18 protein-coding genes are annotated in these 15,473 nt (G+C 67.7%); 7 read left to right on the top strand and 11 right to left on the bottom strand.

The annotated features are described in order from the left end of the window. Nucleotides 1-7: 7 nt before the first annotated feature. The 6 genes from AC5P7E_RS01210 to ccmA are packed head-to-tail and all read right to left on the bottom strand — an operon-like array spanning nt 8 to nt 4,646. A complete protein-coding gene (locus AC5P7E_RS01210; RefSeq protein ID WP_114618909.1) occupies nt 8-1,927 on the bottom strand; it encodes a heme lyase CcmF/NrfE family subunit in 1,920 nt (639 codons plus the stop codon). Beyond that, nucleotides 1,928-2,389, bottom strand: coding sequence for a cytochrome c maturation protein CcmE (gene ccmE / locus AC5P7E_RS01205; protein WP_005413989.1), 462 nt, complete (start codon nt 2,387-2,389; stop codon nt 1,928-1,930). After that, the gene (ccmD, locus tag AC5P7E_RS01200) at nt 2,386-2,574 is read right to left on the bottom strand and encodes a heme exporter protein CcmD (RefSeq protein WP_005413988.1); all 189 of its coding nucleotides are present in this window, start codon (nt 2,572-2,574) and stop codon (nt 2,386-2,388) included. Before ccmD ends, ccmE begins: the two co-directional genes overlap by 4 nt. Continuing rightward, the gene (gene ccmC / locus AC5P7E_RS01195) at nt 2,571-3,341 is read right to left on the bottom strand and encodes a heme ABC transporter permease CcmC (protein WP_005410341.1); all 771 of its coding nucleotides are present in this window, start codon (nt 3,339-3,341) and stop codon (nt 2,571-2,573) included. Before ccmC ends, ccmD begins: the two co-directional genes overlap by 4 nt. A gap of 43 nt (nt 3,342-3,384) precedes the next feature. Next, a complete protein-coding gene (gene ccmB / locus AC5P7E_RS01190) occupies nt 3,385-4,080 on the bottom strand; it encodes a heme exporter protein CcmB (protein WP_114618910.1) in 696 nt (231 codons plus the stop codon). Next, nucleotides 4,077-4,646, bottom strand: a complete 570-nt coding sequence (gene ccmA, locus AC5P7E_RS01185) for a heme ABC exporter ATP-binding protein CcmA (RefSeq protein ID WP_407070841.1) — start codon at nt 4,644-4,646, stop codon at nt 4,077-4,079. Before ccmA ends, ccmB begins: the two co-directional genes overlap by 4 nt. A gap of 247 nt (nt 4,647-4,893) precedes the next feature. Between ccmA and AC5P7E_RS01180 the strand changes: the two genes are divergently transcribed. The 3 genes from AC5P7E_RS01180 (at nt 4,894) to AC5P7E_RS01170 (ending at nt 7,400) form a co-directional block, all read left to right on the top strand. Continuing rightward, nucleotides 4,894-6,042, top strand: coding sequence for a pyridoxal phosphate-dependent aminotransferase (locus tag AC5P7E_RS01180; RefSeq protein ID WP_005410338.1), 1,149 nt, complete (start codon nt 4,894-4,896; stop codon nt 6,040-6,042). A gap of 13 nt (nt 6,043-6,055) precedes the next feature. Then, a complete protein-coding gene (locus AC5P7E_RS01175; RefSeq protein ID WP_012480813.1) occupies nt 6,056-6,862 on the top strand; it encodes an amidohydrolase in 807 nt (268 codons plus the stop codon). A gap of 103 nt (nt 6,863-6,965) precedes the next feature. Beyond that, nucleotides 6,966-7,400 (top strand): hypothetical protein, encoded by a 435-nt coding sequence (locus tag AC5P7E_RS01170; RefSeq protein ID WP_005410336.1) that lies wholly within the window; start codon nt 6,966-6,968, stop codon nt 7,398-7,400. On the opposite strand, the gene AC5P7E_RS01165 is transcribed toward AC5P7E_RS01170, so the two are convergent. After that, nucleotides 7,387-7,680 (bottom strand): hypothetical protein, encoded by a 294-nt coding sequence (locus AC5P7E_RS01165; RefSeq protein WP_005413984.1) that lies wholly within the window; start codon nt 7,678-7,680, stop codon nt 7,387-7,389. The two genes, AC5P7E_RS01170 and AC5P7E_RS01165, sit on opposite strands and share 14 nt — an antisense overlap. A 95-nt stretch (nt 7,681-7,775) precedes the next feature. Then, nucleotides 7,776-8,903 (bottom strand): MFS transporter, encoded by a 1,128-nt coding sequence (locus tag AC5P7E_RS01160; RefSeq protein WP_062607427.1) that lies wholly within the window; start codon nt 8,901-8,903, stop codon nt 7,776-7,778. 90 nt (nt 8,904-8,993) lie between these two features. Between AC5P7E_RS01160 and AC5P7E_RS01155 the strand changes: the two genes are divergently transcribed. Next, on the top strand, nt 8,994-9,782 hold the full coding sequence (locus AC5P7E_RS01155; RefSeq protein ID WP_012480810.1) for an AraC family transcriptional regulator: 789 nt from the start codon (nt 8,994-8,996) through the stop codon (nt 9,780-9,782). A gap of 117 nt (nt 9,783-9,899) precedes the next feature. Here AC5P7E_RS01155 and AC5P7E_RS01150 read toward each other — a convergent pair whose 3' ends face one another. Genes AC5P7E_RS01150 through AC5P7E_RS01140 form a run of 3 tightly spaced genes read right to left on the bottom strand, consistent with a single transcriptional unit; the run spans nt 9,900 to nt 13,315 of the window. After that, entirely contained in the window at nt 9,900-11,528 is a 1,629-nt protein-coding gene (locus AC5P7E_RS01150) for a pseudouridine synthase (protein ID WP_111174353.1), read from the bottom strand. Further along, nucleotides 11,521-12,396 carry an SMC-Scp complex subunit ScpB gene (gene scpB, locus AC5P7E_RS01145; RefSeq protein ID WP_005410331.1) on the bottom strand — a complete coding sequence of 292 codons (876 nt, stop codon included), beginning with the start codon at nt 12,394-12,396 and terminating at the stop codon, nt 11,521-11,523. Before scpB ends, AC5P7E_RS01150 begins: the two co-directional genes overlap by 8 nt. 13 nt (nt 12,397-12,409) lie before the next feature. Beyond that, nucleotides 12,410-13,315: a segregation and condensation protein A gene (locus AC5P7E_RS01140; RefSeq protein WP_005410330.1), complete on the bottom strand. Its 906-nt coding sequence runs from the start codon at nt 13,313-13,315 to the stop codon at nt 12,410-12,412. Between the two features lie 374 nt (nt 13,316-13,689). On the opposite strand from AC5P7E_RS01140, the gene AC5P7E_RS01135 reads away from it, so the two are divergent. From AC5P7E_RS01135 to AC5P7E_RS01125, 3 genes are all read left to right on the top strand, one after another. After that, nucleotides 13,690-13,989 carry a YciI family protein gene (locus AC5P7E_RS01135; protein ID WP_005410329.1) on the top strand — a complete coding sequence of 100 codons (300 nt, stop codon included), beginning with the start codon at nt 13,690-13,692 and terminating at the stop codon, nt 13,987-13,989. Between the two features lie 20 nt (nt 13,990-14,009). Then, complete coding sequence (locus AC5P7E_RS01130; RefSeq protein WP_032963317.1) at nt 14,010-14,261, top strand: BolA family protein; 252 nt, start codon at nt 14,010-14,012, stop codon at nt 14,259-14,261. A 149-nt stretch (nt 14,262-14,410) separates the two neighbouring features. Further along, nucleotides 14,411-15,448 carry a LacI family DNA-binding transcriptional regulator gene (locus tag AC5P7E_RS01125; RefSeq protein WP_012480808.1) on the top strand — a complete coding sequence of 346 codons (1,038 nt, stop codon included), beginning with the start codon at nt 14,411-14,413 and terminating at the stop codon, nt 15,446-15,448. Nucleotides 15,449-15,473: the final 25 nt, after the last annotated feature.

Raw genomic sequence — 15,473 nt, 5'->3', positions numbered from 1 at the left:
GAAACTCCTACGGACGACGGAAACGGCGGTCGGCGGCGGCGATGAATCCGCCCAGGGCCATCAACAGCGCGCCCAGCCAGATCCAGCGCACGAACGGCTTGATGTGCACCCGTACCGCCCATGCATTGTTGCCCAGCGGCTCGCCCAATGCCACGTAGACATCGCCGTCGAAGCGTGCATCGATGCCGGCCTCGGTCATCACCTGGCCGCCGCTGGCGTACTGGCGCTTCTCCGGGTGCAGCAGGGCCAGTTCGCGGCCGTCGCGGAACACCCGCAGGTGACCGCGGTCGGCGATGAAATTGGGGCCTTCGCGATGGTCCACGCCCTCGAAGCGCACTTCGTAGCGACCGACCACCAGCTGCTGGCCCGGGGCCAGCGCCACTTCGCGCTGCACGTTCAAGGCTTCCACCAGCAGCGCGCCGCTCAGGAACACGGCGATGCCGGCGTGGGCAACGATCATGCCGAGCATTTCGGCGGTGAAGCGGCCGTTGCCGCGCAGTCGCTGCCAGACGAAGCGTGCGGTACCGAGTGCGACCCAGGCCGCAGCGGCCACGCCGATGCCGGCCTTCCAGCCGTTCTGCGGCGCCTGCCACCAGGCCAGCGCGCCCAGCAGCAGCGCCAGGCCCAGCCACGGTGCCAGCAGCGCGAAGGCGCGCGAGGGCTGGTCACGCTGCCATTTCACCAGTGGGCCGAACGGCAGCAGCAGGATCATTGGCGCCATCAGCAGCAGGAACAGGCTGCCGAAGTAGGGCGGGCCGACCGAGATCTTGCCCAGCGACAGCGCATCGGCCAGCAACGGATACAGCGTGCCGAGCAGCACCATCGCGCAGGCCGTGGCCAGCAGCAGGTTGTTGGCCAGCAGCAGGGTCTCGCGCGAGGTGGCGGTGAAACCACGGCGCGGGTCGTCGGCGTCCACGCTCAGCTGGCTGGCGCGCAGCGCGTACAGCAGCAGGCTGCCACCGACCAGCACCGACAGGAACACCAGGATGAACAGGCCACGCGAGGGATCGGCGGCGAACGAATGCACGCTGGTCAGCACACCGGAGCGGACCAGAAAGGTGCCCAGCAGCGACAGCGCGAAGGCGGCGATCGCCAGCAGCAGGGTCCAGCTGCCGAACGTGCCGCGCTTTTCAGTGACGGCCTGCGAATGGATCAGTGCCGCACCGACCAGCCATGGCATGAAGCTGGCGTTCTCCACCGGGTCCCAGAACCACCAGCCACCCCAGCCCAGCTCGTAGTAGGCCCACCAGCTGCCCAGCGCGATCCCCAGGGTCAGGAAGCCCCACGCGACGTTGGTCCACGGCCGCGTCCAGCGCAGCCAGCGCGCATCCACGCGACCTTCCAGCAGCGCCGCCACCGCGAATGCGAACGGAACGGCGAAACCCACGTAACCGATGTACAGCATCGGTGGATGGATGATCAGCCCCGGGTCCTGCAGCAGTGGGTTGAGATCGCGCCCTTCCAGCGGCGCCGGGTTCAGGCGCAGGAACGGGTTGGAAGTGAAGATCAGGAAGGCGAGGAAGCCGACGCTGACGATGCCCATCACCGCCAGTACGCGCGCCTGCACCGGTGCCGGCAGGTGCCGGGAGAACAGCGCCACCGCGCCGGTCCACAATGCCAGCACCAGCGCCCACATCAGCAGTGAGCCTTCATGCGCGCCCCAGACCGCCGAATAGCGGTAGATCATCGGCAGCAGCGAATTGGAGTTCTCGGCCACGTAGCGCACTGAGAAATCCTGCTGCACGAATGCGGCGGTCAGCACCGCGAACGCGCCGGCGAGCAGCAGCAGCTGCGCGAACGCGGCTGGCCGTGCGACCGCCATCCATGCCGTGTTGTTGCGATGTGCGCCGACCAGCGGCAGGCCGGCCTGCAGCAGCGAGGCCAGCAATGCGCACATCAGCAGGATCTGACCCAGTTCGGGCAGCACTCAGCGCACCTCGGGTGCCGTCACCGGCACATCGTGCTTGCGGTGGGCATCGCCCATCTTGTCGGCCACTTCCTTCGGCACGTACTTCTCATCGTGCTTGGCCAGCACCTCGTCGGCGACGAAGGTGCCGCCCTGCAGGCGGCCGCTGGCGACCACCGCCGTGCCTTCGGCGAACATGTCCGGCAGGATCCGCGAGGTGGTCACTGCCAGCTGCGCGTCGCCGTCGGTCACTTCGAAACGTGCTTCCAGCGAGCCGACGGGCCGATTGAAGGAGCCTTTCACCACCATGCCGCCCAAGCGGAAGCGCGACTGCGCATCGACATCACCGCGCAGCACTTCCGAAGGCGTGTACAGGTAGGCGATGTTGCGCTCCAGTGCCATCGCCACCAGCGCAGTGGCCAGCCCGGAGGCGAGCAGGGCCAGCAGCACCCATGCCAAGCGGCGACGCTGTACCGGGGTCATCGTTCCAGCTCCGTCGACAGCGGCACAGCTGCGTCCTGCCTGCCGGCGCGGGTCTGCTGCCGCTGCTGGCGGGCCAGTGCCAGCCGGCGTGCCACGCGCAGGCGCAGCCACGAACCGATGGCGTCGGCGCCGAGCACCAGCACGAACACGGCGTAGGCGCCGATCACATAGGGAAGGTGGGTCATGGCTGGGCCTCCCGGACCGGGCGTTCGGCACCGACGCGTCCACCGACCCAGGCCTTGCCGGCCTCACGGTCGAGATTGTCGGCGCGCGCCTTGGCCAGCACCGAACCGGCGAACCAGAACTTGGTGCCGATCACCATCCACCACAGCGGCGCGATCATCGCGCTGCTGATCGCCGATTCACCGAACACGTTGATCGACTGGCGCTGATGCAGGCCGCCCCACCAGTCCACCGAATAGCGGATCACCGGCAGCAGGCTGACGCCGACGATGGCCAGCAGTCCCGCCGCACGTGCGGCGCTGCGGCGGTCCTCGATGGCGTGGTAGAGGCCGATCACGCCCAGGTACAGGAACAGCAGCACCAGCTCGCTGGTCATGCGCGGGTCCCAGTCCCACCAGGTGCCCCAGGTGCCCTTGCCCCAGATGCTGCCGGTCAGCAGGGTGATCAGGGTGAAACCGGCGCCCATCGGTGCACAGGCCATGGCCAGGATCTCGCAGACCTTGATCCGCCAGATCAGCGCGATGGCGGCATACAGCGCCATCAGCGCGAACACGAACAGGCTCATCCAGGCACTGGGCACGTGGATGTAAAGGATGCGGAAGCTGTCCAGCTGCTTGGCTTCCGGCGGCACCACCAGCAGCGCCTGCCACATGCCGACCAGCAGCACCGGCACCGCCGCGAGGTAGAACACCCGCGACCAGCGGGCAGCGAAACGGTCGAACGTGGGAGGCGAACCGAGTTGGTGGAACCAGCGGACAATCGGATTCATGCGTGGCGGCTATCCAGCAGGGGTGGATTGGCTCTCAGCTCGGTCAACTCAGAGAAATACGTATTGCAGCGGCAGTGGCCAGCGGAGCCAGCACCAGCGCGAGCAGCAGGCCAGCGCCCAGCATCAGCAGCGCACCGACCGGATCCTGCCCGCGTCCGGTTGCCGCCAGGCTGCCGGCGCCGAACACAAGCACCGGCACGTACAGCGGCAGCGACAGCAGCGCCACGAGAATACCAGAGCGTCGGATGCCAACGGTCAGTGCGGCGACCACGCCACCGATCAGGCTCAGCAACGGCGTTCCCAGCAGCAACGATGCCAGCAACATCGGCAGCTGGTCATGCGGCAGATGCAGCATTTCGGCCAACAGCGGGCTGACCACGATCAGCGGCAGCGCAGTGGTCGCCCAGTGCAGGAGCACGCGCACCAGCACCAGCCAGGCCAGCGGCACCGGCGCCAGCAGCCACTGTTCCAGTGAGCCATCTTCGGCGTCGGAACGGAACAGTGAATCCAGCGACAGCTGTCCCGCCAGCAGCACGGCCAGCCACAGCACCGCGCCCGCGGTGGCGGCCAGCAGCTGTGGTTCGCGGCCTTGGGCCAGCGCGAACAGCACCACTACCAGCACCGCGAACAGCAGTGGTTGCAGCGCATCGCCGCGGCGGCGCCAGAGCAGGCGCAGGTCGCGCTTGAGCAGGGCGCCTGCGGTCTGCCACAGGCCTGGTTCGGTACCCGGCGCGATCATGCGGCACCGCCGAGGTCGAGCTGGCGGGTACGCACCGGCGGTGCGGCATAGGCGCCATGGGTGGTGACCAGCGCAGCGCCGCCGGCACGCAGGTGCGCCGAGATCATCCGGTTGACCAGGGTGATGCCCTCCAGGTCGAGGTTGGCATAGGGCTCGTCCAGCAGCCACAGTGGCGCCGGCGACAGCCAGATGCGTGCCAGTGCCAGCCGCCGCTTCTGCCCGGCGGACAGATGCCGAACGAGGGTGTCCTCATAACCGGCCAGGCCCACGATGGCCAGCGCGTTGCCGGGCATCTGCCGCGCACGCCGTCCATGCAGGCCGCACAGGAAGTGCAGGTTCTCCAGCGTGTCCAGGTCTGGCTTCAGGGCCGGCAGATGGCTGAGGTAGGCCACGTAGCGTGCACGTTCGGCATTGCTCGCCGGCTTGCCGTCGATCCGCACCTGGCCGGCGCCGGGCCGGGCCAGGCCGGCCAGCACGCGCAGCAGGGTGGTCTTGCCGGCGCCATTGCCGCCCTGCACCAGCAGGGCTTCGCCGGCGTCCACATGGAAGTCCAGCGGGCCGAACACCGGCTCGTCATTGCGGGAGAAGCTCAGGCCGCTGGCGGCCAGCAATGCAGGGGTGTTCAAGGGGCAGGGGTCTTCATGCCGGAGTGCGATGGCAATTGTAGCGGTGAATGCCGATGGTAGTGCCGGCCGCTGGCCGGCAGATGCGACCCGGCGCCGCAGATCGTCCCAGGGGTGCCGGCCAGCGGCCGGCACTACCGACGCGCGGATTGCGTAAACTCGCAGGCCTGTTCCCCCACAGCCCAGGCCGATGCAACCGAACACCAAGCTGCCCAAGGTCGGTACCACGATCTTCACCGTGATGTCCCAGCTCGCCGCCGAACACGGCGCAGTCAACCTGGGCCAGGGTTTCCCGGACTTTTCGGCGCCGCAGCGCCTGATCGACGAGACCGCCAGGGCGATGGCCGCCGGGCTGAACCAGTACCCGCCGATGACCGGCGTGGCGCCGCTGCGCCAGGCCATCGCGCAGAAGGCGCTGGACTGCTACGGCGCGCAGGTCGATGCGGACAGCGAGATCACCGTCACCAGTGGCGGTACCGAGGCCATCTTCAACGCCATCCACGCCGTGGTGCGTGCCGGCGAGGAAGTGATCGTGCTCGACCCGGCGTATGACTGCTATGAACCGGCGATCGACCTGGCCGGTGCCAAGGCCGTGCATGTGTCGCTGGATCCGCAGACCTTCGCGGTCGACTGGGACCGCGTGCGTGCGGCGATCACCCCGCGCACCCGCATGCTGATCGTCAACACCCCGCACAACCCGTCCGGCGCGATGCTGTCGGCGCAGGACATGCAGGCACTGGCCGAGCTGCTGCGTGGCACGCAGATCTACCTGATCTCCGATGAGGTGTACGAACACATCATCTACGACGGCCGCCGCCATGAATCGGCGCTGCGCTACCCGGAACTGCGCGAGCGCGCGTTCGTCATCTCCAGCTTCGGCAAGACCTATCACTGCACCGGCTGGAAGATCGGCTATGCGATCGCACCGCCGGCACTGACCGCCGAGTTCCGCAAGGTGCACCAGTACAACACCTTCACCAGCTTCGGCCCGGCGCAGTACGGCTTCGCCGCGATGATCCGCGACGAACCCGAACACCACCTGGAGCTGGGCGCGTTCTACCAGGCCAAGCGCGACCGTTTCCGCGAGCAGCTGGCCGGCACCCGCCTGAAGGCGCTGCCGGTCCCCGGCGGCTACTTCCAGCTGGTCGACTACTCGGCCATCAGCGACCTGCCGGACCATGAGTTCGTGAAGTGGCTGACCATCGAGAAGGGCGTGACCGCGATCCCGCTGTCGCCGTTCTACGAAAACCCGCCGGCCGGCCAGCGCCTGGTGCGCCTGTGCTTTGCCAAGAATGAAGCAACGATGGACGCGGCGATCGAACGCCTGCGCCTGCTCTGAGCGGGGCTTGAACATGCAGGACCTGCGCATTTCCCTCGTCCAGGGCGACACCCGCTGGCACGATCCGGCCGGCAACCGCGCCTACTACGGCGCGCTGCTCGCACCGCTGGCCGGCACCACTGACCTGGTGATCCTGCCGGAGACCTTCACCAGTGGTTTCTCCAACGACGCCATTGCCCAGGCCGAAGGCATGGACGGCCCGACCGTGGCCTGGGTGCGCGAACAGGCCAGGACCTTGAACGCGGCGGTGATCGGCAGCGTGCAGCTGCGCGACGGCGAGGGCGTCTACAACCGCCTGCTGTTCGCCACGCCCGATGGCGACCTGCAGTACTACGACAAGCGCCACCTGTTCCGTTACGGCGGCGAGCACGAGCGCTATGCCGCCGGTCGCGACCGCCTGAGCGTGGAATGGAAGGGCTGGCGGATCAATCCGCAGGTCTGCTACGACCTGCGTTTCCCGGTGTTCTGCCGCAACCGCTACAACGTGGAGCGTCCGCAGCAGCTGGATTTCGACCTGCAGATCTTCGTCGCCAACTGGCCGTCGGCACGCGCCTATGCGTGGAAGACGCTGCTGCGTGCGCGGGCGATCGAGAACCTGTGCTTCGTGGCAGCGGTGAACCGCGTCGGTGTCGATGGCAACGGGCTGCACTACGCGGGCGACAGCGCGGTGCTGGATTTCCTCGGCCAGCCGCAGGTGGAGATCCGCGAGCGCGAACAGGTGGTCACCACCACCATCTCGGCCGAGGCGCTGGCCGCACACCGCGCGCGTTTCCCGGCGATGCTCGATGCCGATGCCTTCCACCTGGACGAACAGGCCTGAGCACCGGCCTGAACACTGCTGCACCAGCGCGTGCGCCTGCATCCAGCGTGCACGCGCGCGCTGCTAGATTCGCCGGCAGTCCGACCGAACTGGAAGTCCTGCCATGAACAAGCCCTTCGCCCTGCTGCTTGCCCTGTCTGCCGCATCGCTGGCCCCGGCCGCGCACGCCGCTGGCAACCTCGACTGTGAGCTGCGCTACAACCTCTCTGGCTGGTCGCTGATCTACAAGACTGCATCCGGCAATGGCACGGTCACCTGCAGCAATGGCGCCAGCATGCCGGTGCGCATCCAGATGAAGGGCGGCGGCCTGACCGTGGGCAAGTCGAAGATCACCAACGGACGTGGCAGCTTCACCGGCGCAGTCAGCGTCAACGAGCTGCTGGGTACTTACGCCTCGGTGGGCGCGCATGCCGGTGCGGTGAAGTCCAGCAACGCGCAGGTGATGACCAAGGGCGACATCTCGCTGGCCCTGTCCGGTACCGGCAAGGGCTGGGATCTGGGCGTGGACGGCACCGCGTTCACCCTCAGCCGGCGCTGAGGCGCGACGGCGCGGCAGTTCCCCAGCTGATGCGGATGTAGTGCTGTTCGGAATCGCTCAACAACCGTTCGACACCGAAACCATTCTTCAGCAGCTGTGCGACCACGTCTTCGACGAGCTGCTCGCTGGCCATCACCTGGCTGAAGCCGAACACGATGTAGCGGCGGCCATTTTCCGAGCCGATCTGGATGGCGTTGTCGAGATCGCGGTAGAACAGTTCGATCGGGCGCTTGGCGGCATCGACGTTGGCGCGGGCCTGTTCGGCGGTGATGGTGATCATGGGCATCTGCCTTGTGTGGGAGCGCGCGCACGATAGCCGGGGAATCAAAGCCGTTCCCGGAAGGCCAGCACAGTGCGCTGCTTTTGCAGCAATTCCTAGGCTGCAGCGGGACGCCGCCGTTGCAGCCACAAGGCCAGCAGGCCACACGCGATAACGGTCGGTGCCAGCATCTGCACTGCACCGACCAGCGCCATTGCCGCACCGATCAACAGGTAGTAGAGCAGGCCGAACAGCGCGCCTGCGCTGCCGAGACAGTGTGGATAGCCGCGCAGGGCCTGGCCGAGCACATTGGGAATGGCAAGGCCGAAGCCCGTCACCACCGGCACCATCGCCGCGATCAGGGCAGGGTGATCATGCAGCAGCGCGGCCAGCAGGCCTCCCGTCAGAACCAGTACTGCGGCGATGCGGATACGCGTGGTTGCGGCAACGCCTGCACGCAGCAGGCGGCCATTGCCCCACGCGCCCAGTGCCGAGCCCAGTGCCAGCACCGCGCCGCTGGCGCCGAACCAGGTGGCTGGCCAGTGCAGGCGCGCAAACACGAAGGGGCCGAGCACATACCAGCTGTACATCGCCACGTTGAAGGCCATCACCAGCAACGCGTGTGACCAGATCCAGCGATCGCGCAGCAGTTCCCGCAGCAGCGGCAGCATGGGCGCGTGCGGGATCTGTGCAGGGCGGCTTTCGCGCAGGCCCGCCAGGCATGCGACTGCCAGCAGGGCAGCGATCAGCAGCAGGCCGGACTGTACGCCGACATAGCCATGGGCGGCGACCAGCAGCGTGCCCAGTGCAAGGCCGATGGCCGGGCTCAGGGCCAGGGCCATGCCGATCCAGGAGAATGCCTGCGCCAACGCGGGTCCCTGCAGGTGGTCGCGTAGTACGGTCTGGGTTACCACCGAGGCCGCCGCCGCACCCAGCGCGGCCAGTGCCTGTGCCAGCAGGACCTGGCCGAAGGTGCTGGCCAGCAGGCCGCCGCAGGCGGCCAGTGCGAACACGGCCAGGCCGCATAGCAGGGCAGGGCGACGACCGATACGATCGGCCAGGCGCCCCCACAGCAGCACGCCTGCAGCGAAGCCGAACAGGTACAGGCTCATGGCCTGGCTGGCGGCACTCGGCGGCAGGGCGAAGCGTTCGGCCAGATCGGCCAGGGCCGGGCTGTACAGGGTCTGTGCCAACTGCGGGAACATCAGCAGTGCAATGGTGAGCAACAACAGGCGGCGCGACATGCGGGCGCTCCAGGAACAGGGCCCCGCATTGTGGTCGCGTCCGCAATGGCGCACTCTGTCTATCTTGTCATCGAATGTATGAAATCAGACATGGCCTGGTTGCAGCCGCACGCGCACTTCGACGCCGATGCCTGGAGCGCTCCGGTGCTGGGGATTGCAGCCTCACTGGCGGATCACGACTCGGGTTGGCACCAGCATGCACGCGCGCAGCTGCTGTACACCCGGCAGGGCTGCACGCGCCTGACCTACGGTGATCGCATCAGCCTGCTGCCGCCCGCGCGCGCCGCGTGGATTCCGGGTGGGCTGCGCCATCGCGCGCAGATGCGCCAGGCGGTCGACTACCGTTCGTTGTACTTCGACGCCACGCTGTCGGCCCAACTGCCCCGGCAGCCGGCGATCATCGGCGTGGGGCCGCTGCTGCAGGCCTTGCTGGAGCCGATCGCGCAGGCGCCGTTCGACCATGACTGGCAGTCGCCGCGCGCACGCCATCAACTGGCGTTGTGCGTGCTGGAGATCGCTGCTGCACCGGTGGCACCGATGGACCTGCCTCTGCCTCGTGATCCGCGGATCGCACGGTGCCTCCCGGTGGCCGAGCAGCTGCCGCCCGAACTGGGGGAGCTGGCCGCGCGCACGGGCCTGAGCGCGCGTACCGTCGGCCGGTTGATGCAGCGTGATACCGGCATGAGCTACCAGGCCTGGCGCCAGCAATGGCGACTGATGCGGGCCATGGAGTTGCTGCTGCTGGGCCAACGCGTGGCGCACGTGGCGCAGGACACCGGCTTCTCCGCCGAGAGCCCGTTCATCGCCTTCTTCCGCGGCATGACCGGCACCACACCCGCCGCGTTCCAGCGCCACGCAAAAGGGGACGGAGGGGATTAAGTCGCTTTCGCCCCTTCGACACAGGCCGTGGCAAAAACGACTTAATCCCCTCCGTCCCCTTTTCAACGAAAAACCCCGGCCTGCGCCGGGGTTTTTCATTTCAGGCGTGCCGGTGGATCAGCCGCCGCGCGGGCCGCTGCGGCGCGGGCCGCCCGGACCGCGGTTGCCGCCGGGGCCACCCGGGCCGCGGTTGCCACCCGGAGCGCCGGGGCCGCGATTGCCGCCCGGACCACGGTTGCCACCACCCGGACCGCGACCGCCCGGACGGGCGCCCTGCGCCGGCTTGGGGCTGCCATACGGGTTGAAGCCCGGCGTGGCGTGGTCGGACGGGAAGCTCGGGGCATTGCCCGGATGGCCATACGGGTGCTTGTTGCCCTGGCCCTGCGAGCGGTTGCCGGCACCGGCCGGACGACCCTGGCCGCCTGCGCCGCCACGGCCTTCACCGCCGAAACCGCCACGGCCCTGTCCGCCACCGGCGCCCGGACCCTTCGGCTTGCCGTACGGACGGCCCTGGCCGCCTGCGCCCGGACCACGGGCACCCGGGCCGCGCGCGCCCGGACCGGCATTGCGATGGCCGCTCGGGCCCGTGCTCACGCCATCCGGCACGTACCAGGTGCGGAACGCGGCCGGGTTGCCTTCCGGCAGCGAACGGTCGTTTTTCTGGGTGCGCTGCTTGAACGGCTTCTGCGACTGCTTGGCTGCTGCTTCACCGCTGACCGTCAGGCCACCCTTGAAACCGCCGCTCTTGCCGCCGCGGCCACGGCCGCGGTCTTCGCGGACGTTGTCGAAGCGACGCAGCTCGCGGCCTTCGTCGGCGGTGTTGTGGCCGTTGACGTAGGCATTGCCACGGCCACCCTCGCGCACGCGCACGGTGGTCTTGGCGGCGCGGCGCTGGCCGATCACCGGCTGCAGGGTCAGAGCCGACGGCGCGCCTTCTTCCAGCTTCAGCTGCGCACGCAGGGCTTCAACCTGGGCGGTGCCCAGTTCCACCGAATGGCCACGGGCCAGTTCGCGCGGCAGGCTCACCTTGCCGTAGCGGGTGCGCTTCAGGCGGCTGACCTGGCAGCCCTGCGACTCCCACAGGCGGCGCACTTCGCGGTTGCGGCCTTCCTTCACCACGACGCGGAACCAGTCGTGCGAGTCGGTGCCGCCGATGCGTTCGATCTCGTCGAACTTGGCAGGGCCATCTTCCAGTGCCACGCCGCGTGCGAGGCGGTCGACGATGGCGTCGGAGACCTTCTCCTCGCCTTCCGGGGCGCGCACGCGCACCACGTACTCGCGCTCGACCTCGAACGACGGGTGCATCATGGCGTTGGCCAGTTCACCGTCGGTGGTGGCCAGCAGCAGGCCGGTGGTGTTGATGTCCAGGCGGCCGATGGCGATCCAGCGCGCGCCCTTCAGCGGCGGCAGCGATTCGAACACGGTCGGGCGGCCTTCGGGGTCTTCGCGGGTGGTCACTTCGCCTTCCGGCTTGTTGTAGACCAGCACGCGCGACGGTTCGGCCAGGGCGGTGGCGACGAAGCCGCGGCCATCCAGCTCGATCTTGTCGCCGCTCTTGACCGACATGCCGGTCTGCGCGACTTCACCGTTGACCTTGACCAGGCCTTCGGCGATGCGCTGTTCCAGCGCGCGGCGCGAACCCAGGCCGGCCTGGGCCAGCACCTTGTGCAGGCGCTCTTCCAGCTTGAACTGTTCGGAGGTGGCTTCGCGCTTCAGCGAGAGCTTGTTACGGGGGGTGTCACTCATCAGTTTTGCTCCGGCCGACGGTTTCGGGGTCGGCCTCTGGTTCGGAATCGGCTTGGTCAACAGCCACGGTCGTCATCGCGACGGCGTTGTCTTCGCGTTCGTTCAGGGGCACCGCGCGCTCGCCCGGCGCGGAATCGGGGTGCCCATCATCAAGGGGCGAAGGTGCTTGCTCATCGGAAGCCGACGCAGACGCTGCGTCGGCGGAATCGGGGGTGTCGCTGCCGGCCAGGCCGGCGTCATCGTTGGCAGCAGCGCCATCGGCGCCAGCTGAAATGTCCGGACCCTCGGCACTGGCGGCGGCCGGTGCGTCGCGGTCCAGGGCCAGCTGGGGTTCCAGCTCGCCAAGGTCCTTCAGTTCCGACAGCGGCGGCAACTCGTCCAGGCGCTTCAGGCCGAAGTAGTCCAGGAAGCCCTTGGTGGTGCCGAACAGGGCAGGCTTGCCGGGCACGTCGCGGTGGCCGACCACGCGGATCCACTCGCGTTCCTCCAGCGCCTGGATGATGTTGCTGCTGACCGCCACGCCGCGCACCTGCTCGATCTCGCCACGAGTGATCGGCTGCCGGTAGGCGATCAGCGCCAGGGTTTCCAGGGTGGCACGGGTATAGCGGGTCTTGCGTTCGGTCCACAGCCGGCTGATCCAGCCATGCACTTCGCCGGTCACCTGGTAGCGGAAGCCGGAGGCGACCTCGACCAGTTCCACGCCACGGCCTTCGCAGGCTTCGCGCAGGCGCTCAAGCGCACGTTCGATGCTGCCCGGCGGTGCCGGCTCCTCTTCCGGGAACAGGTCTTTCAGCTGGGCCAGGGTGAGCGGCTGGCTGGAGGCCAGCAGGGCACCCTCGACAATGCGGTTGATCAGCGTTTGGTCCATCGGCAGTCAGCGCTCACTCGTTCTCGTTGGCGGCGTCGTTGTCGTCGAACTCGCTGCTGAACTGCAGCGGGGCATTGGTGTTGCCGGCGGCCAGGGACTTCACGTAGATCGGTGCCAGCGGCTCTTCCTGGACGATGTCCAGCAGCTGTTCCTTGGCCAGTTCCAGCACCGCCAGGAACGTGACCAGCACGCCCAGCTTGCCTTCTTCTGCGGTGAACAGCCCTTCAAAACGGTAGAACTTGCCATCTTCAAGCCGGCCCAGCACTTCGCCCATGCGTTGCCGCACGCTCAGCGCCTCGCGCTTGATGGCGTGGCCACTGAACAGCTCGGCGCGCTTGAGCACGTCGTGCAGGGCCAGCAGCATTTCCTTCAGGTCCACCGGCGGCGGCAGCTTCACCGCAGCACGTTCGGGCATGAAGGCGTGTGCCACCGTGGTGTCGCGGTCCTGGCGGGGCAGGGCGTCGATGTCCTCGGCGGCCTGCTTGAAGCGTTCGTACTCCTGCAGGCGGCGCACCAGTTCGGCGCGCGGGTCGGCCTCATCGCCTTCCTCGCTGACCGGGCGCGGCAGCAGCATGCGCGACTTCACCTCGGCCAGGATCGCGGCCATGACCAGGTACTCGGCGGCCAGCTCGAAGCGCAGCTCGCGCATCACGGTGATGTACTCCACGTACTGCCGGGTGATCTCGGCCACGGGAATGTCCAGTACGTCCAGGTTCTGGCGGCGGATCAGGTACAACAGCAGGTCCAGCGGGCCTTCGAAGGCATCCAGGATGACTTCCAGCGCGTCCGGCGGGATGTACAGGTCCTGCGGAATCTGCAGGACCGGTTGCCCATGCACCACGGCCAGCGGCATTTCCTGCTGCTGGGGGGCGGGCGGCCGGGTTGGCGGGTTCGCGTCGAGCGCGAGTTCGGAAGTCATCTAATGGACATCAGGATTGCATCGGACCAGTCGCGGCAGCGGGTTCACCGGGCCAACGCCACGGCGCCCCACGGCACCAGACACGCCGGGATCGGCGCGATTCCACACATATCAAACAGCAGGACGCGCCGCAGTAAACGGCAGCGACGGAACTACGGGGAGGTCGTCTACGTGGCCCGGCCAGGTGGTCCGGTTCGAAGCAGCGGGACGGTCGTCGGGGGCTGCGTTGGCCACAGAAACCGACGGGCTGCTGCATCCAGCCACGTGCAATGGTGTCTAGGGTAAGCCTTTGTCGCGCCAGTGTCCAGCCGGGCTGGGGCGAGGGCGGCATTGGCTAGAATCTGCGCACCCGACAACGCAAGCGAGGAAATGCCGTGTGGTATGTGATTGAAGGCTATGACGGCCAGGACGTGCTGGCACAGCGACTGCAGGCACGTCCGGAACACCTGGCGCGCCTGCACGCGCTGCGCGACGAAGGCCGCCTGCTGCTGGCCGGACCGTGCCCGGCAGTAGACAGCGAGGACCCGGGCCCGGCCGGCTTCAGTGGTTCGGTGGTGATCGCGCAGTTCGAGTCGCTCGTGCAGGCCCAGGCCTGGGCTGATGCCGACCCTTACGTAGCCGCGGGCGTCTACACCCATGTACAGGTGCGTCCGTTCCGCAAGGTCCTGCCGTGAACGCGGAGCGGATCGAGCGGATGCGTGACGCACTGCAGCAGGCGCTGGCCCCGAGCGTGCTGGAAATCGAAGACGACAGTCATCGTCATGCAGGCCACGCCGGTGCGCGCGATGGCCGCGGTCATTTCAACGTGCATGTGGTCAGTGAACGCTTCGCCGGACTGGGTCCACTGGCCCGGCATCGCGCGGTCTATGCCGCGCTGGGCGCGATGATGGAGACCGACATCCACGCGCTGTCCATTCGTGCATTGACCCCGTCAGAACAGGGCTGAGCCCTTGTCCCACACTGTCCTGGCGGGTCCGTCAGCGGGCCCGCCACAGACAGATTTCCATGTCCATTTCAGGACATTCGCCTAACGGACTGTTTACAAGCCCAGATGGAAACGCTTACATTCCGCGCCAATGCCGGTAGGTCCAAGCCGTGGAGGGCGGCTTCGTGAACAAGGCAGCTATCACAATCAAAGACGTCGCTCGCGAAGCCCGGGTCTCCGTGGCCACGGTTTCCCGCGCGCTCAACGGGCATGAAAATGTCGCCGAACCGGTCCGCCAGCTTGTGCTGGAGGTGGCTGCACGGCTGCGTTACACCCCGCACGCCGCCGCCCGCAGCCTCAGCAGCCGTCGCACCAATACGGTGGGCGTGGTACTGCCTGACCTGTACGGCGAATTCTTCTCCGAGCTGATGCGCGGCATCGACAACGTCGCCCGCAACCGCCGCCAGCACCTGCTGGTGTCCAGTTACCACGGTGACCAGGAGCAGCAGGGCGCGGCCCTGCGCGCCATGCGCGGCCGCGTCGACGGCCTGCTGGTGCTCTCGCCCTATGCCGAGAGCCCGGGCTTCCTGACCGACAACCTGCCGCAGTCGTTGCCAACGGTGCTGATCAACACCTATCTGCCCGGGCAGGACCACCCGGTGCTGAGCATCGATGACCATGCCGGTGCGATGGCGATGACCCGCCATCTGCTTGACGCGGGTCACCGCCGTATCGCTTTCATTTCTGGCCCGGACCTCAACTTCGACGCGCGCGAGCGCCTGCGTGGCTTCCGTGACGCGTTGGCGGCTTTCGGCAGTGACGCCGAAGGCATCGAGCTGCCCGGTGATTTCGACGAAGCTTCCGGCCATCGCGCCGGTCAGGAGTTGTTGGCAGCCGGAGCGCTGCCTGATGCCGTGTTCGCCGCCAACGACATGATGGCGCTGGGTTGCCTGTATGCGTTCACGCAGGCAGGTGTCCACGTTCCGTCCGACGTCGCCCTGGCCGGTTTCGATGACATTCCACTGGCGCGTTTCGTCCACCCGTCGCTGACCACCATGCAGGTCAGCATCGCCGAACTCGGCGATCGGGCCATGACGCGCCTGATGCAGTTGATGGACGGCACCTCCACGGATGGGACAGGGGACAAGCAGACCCTGGTTCCCCGCTTGATAGTTCGCGATTCCACCACTCCGCCATCCGGCCGTTGAAGCCGGAGGCTTTCCTTCTTTTTTG

It is taken from the genome of Stenotrophomonas sp. YJH_SMC_25, from assembly GCF_059369595.1.
The sequence above is the reverse complement of the archived record's forward strand: the minus strand, read 5'-3'. Positions and strand labels throughout refer to the sequence as shown.

Bases quoted from the DNA above. Each gene is read 5' to 3' on its own strand.
- AC5P7E_RS01165 (WP_005413984.1), bottom strand. From the start codon at position 7,680: ATGATCACCATCACCGCCGAACAGGCCCGCGCCAACGTCGATGCCGCC.
- AC5P7E_RS01175 (WP_012480813.1), top strand. From the start codon at position 6,056: ATGCAGGACCTGCGCATTTCCCTCGTCCAGGGCGACACCCGCTGGCAC.
- scpB (WP_005410331.1), bottom strand. From the start codon at position 12,396: ATGGACCAAACGCTGATCAACCGCATTGTCGAGGGTGCCCTGCTGGCC.
- AC5P7E_RS01160 (WP_062607427.1), bottom strand. From the start codon at position 8,903: ATGTCGCGCCGCCTGTTGTTGCTCACCATTGCACTGCTGATGTTCCCG.
- AC5P7E_RS01180 (WP_005410338.1), top strand. From the start codon at position 4,894: ATGCAACCGAACACCAAGCTGCCCAAGGTCGGTACCACGATCTTCACC.
- AC5P7E_RS01170 (WP_005410336.1), top strand. From the start codon at position 6,966: ATGAACAAGCCCTTCGCCCTGCTGCTTGCCCTGTCTGCCGCATCGCTG.
- AC5P7E_RS01140 (WP_005410330.1), bottom strand. From the start codon at position 13,315: ATGACTTCCGAACTCGCGCTCGACGCGAACCCGCCAACCCGGCCGCCC.
- AC5P7E_RS01155 (WP_012480810.1), top strand. From the start codon at position 8,994: ATGGCCTGGTTGCAGCCGCACGCGCACTTCGACGCCGATGCCTGGAGC.
- ccmD (WP_005413988.1), bottom strand. From the start codon at position 2,574: ATGACCCACCTTCCCTATGTGATCGGCGCCTACGCCGTGTTCGTGCTG.
- ccmE (WP_005413989.1), bottom strand. From the start codon at position 2,389: ATGACCCCGGTACAGCGTCGCCGCTTGGCATGGGTGCTGCTGGCCCTG.
- AC5P7E_RS01150 (WP_111174353.1), bottom strand. From the start codon at position 11,528: ATGAGTGACACCCCCCGTAACAAGCTCTCGCTGAAGCGCGAAGCCACC.
- ccmC (WP_005410341.1), bottom strand. From the start codon at position 3,341: ATGAATCCGATTGTCCGCTGGTTCCACCAACTCGGTTCGCCTCCCACG.
- ccmB (WP_114618910.1), bottom strand. From the start codon at position 4,080: ATGATCGCGCCGGGTACCGAACCAGGCCTGTGGCAGACCGCAGGCGCC.
- AC5P7E_RS01130 (WP_032963317.1), top strand. From the start codon at position 14,010: ATGCGTGACGCACTGCAGCAGGCGCTGGCCCCGAGCGTGCTGGAAATC.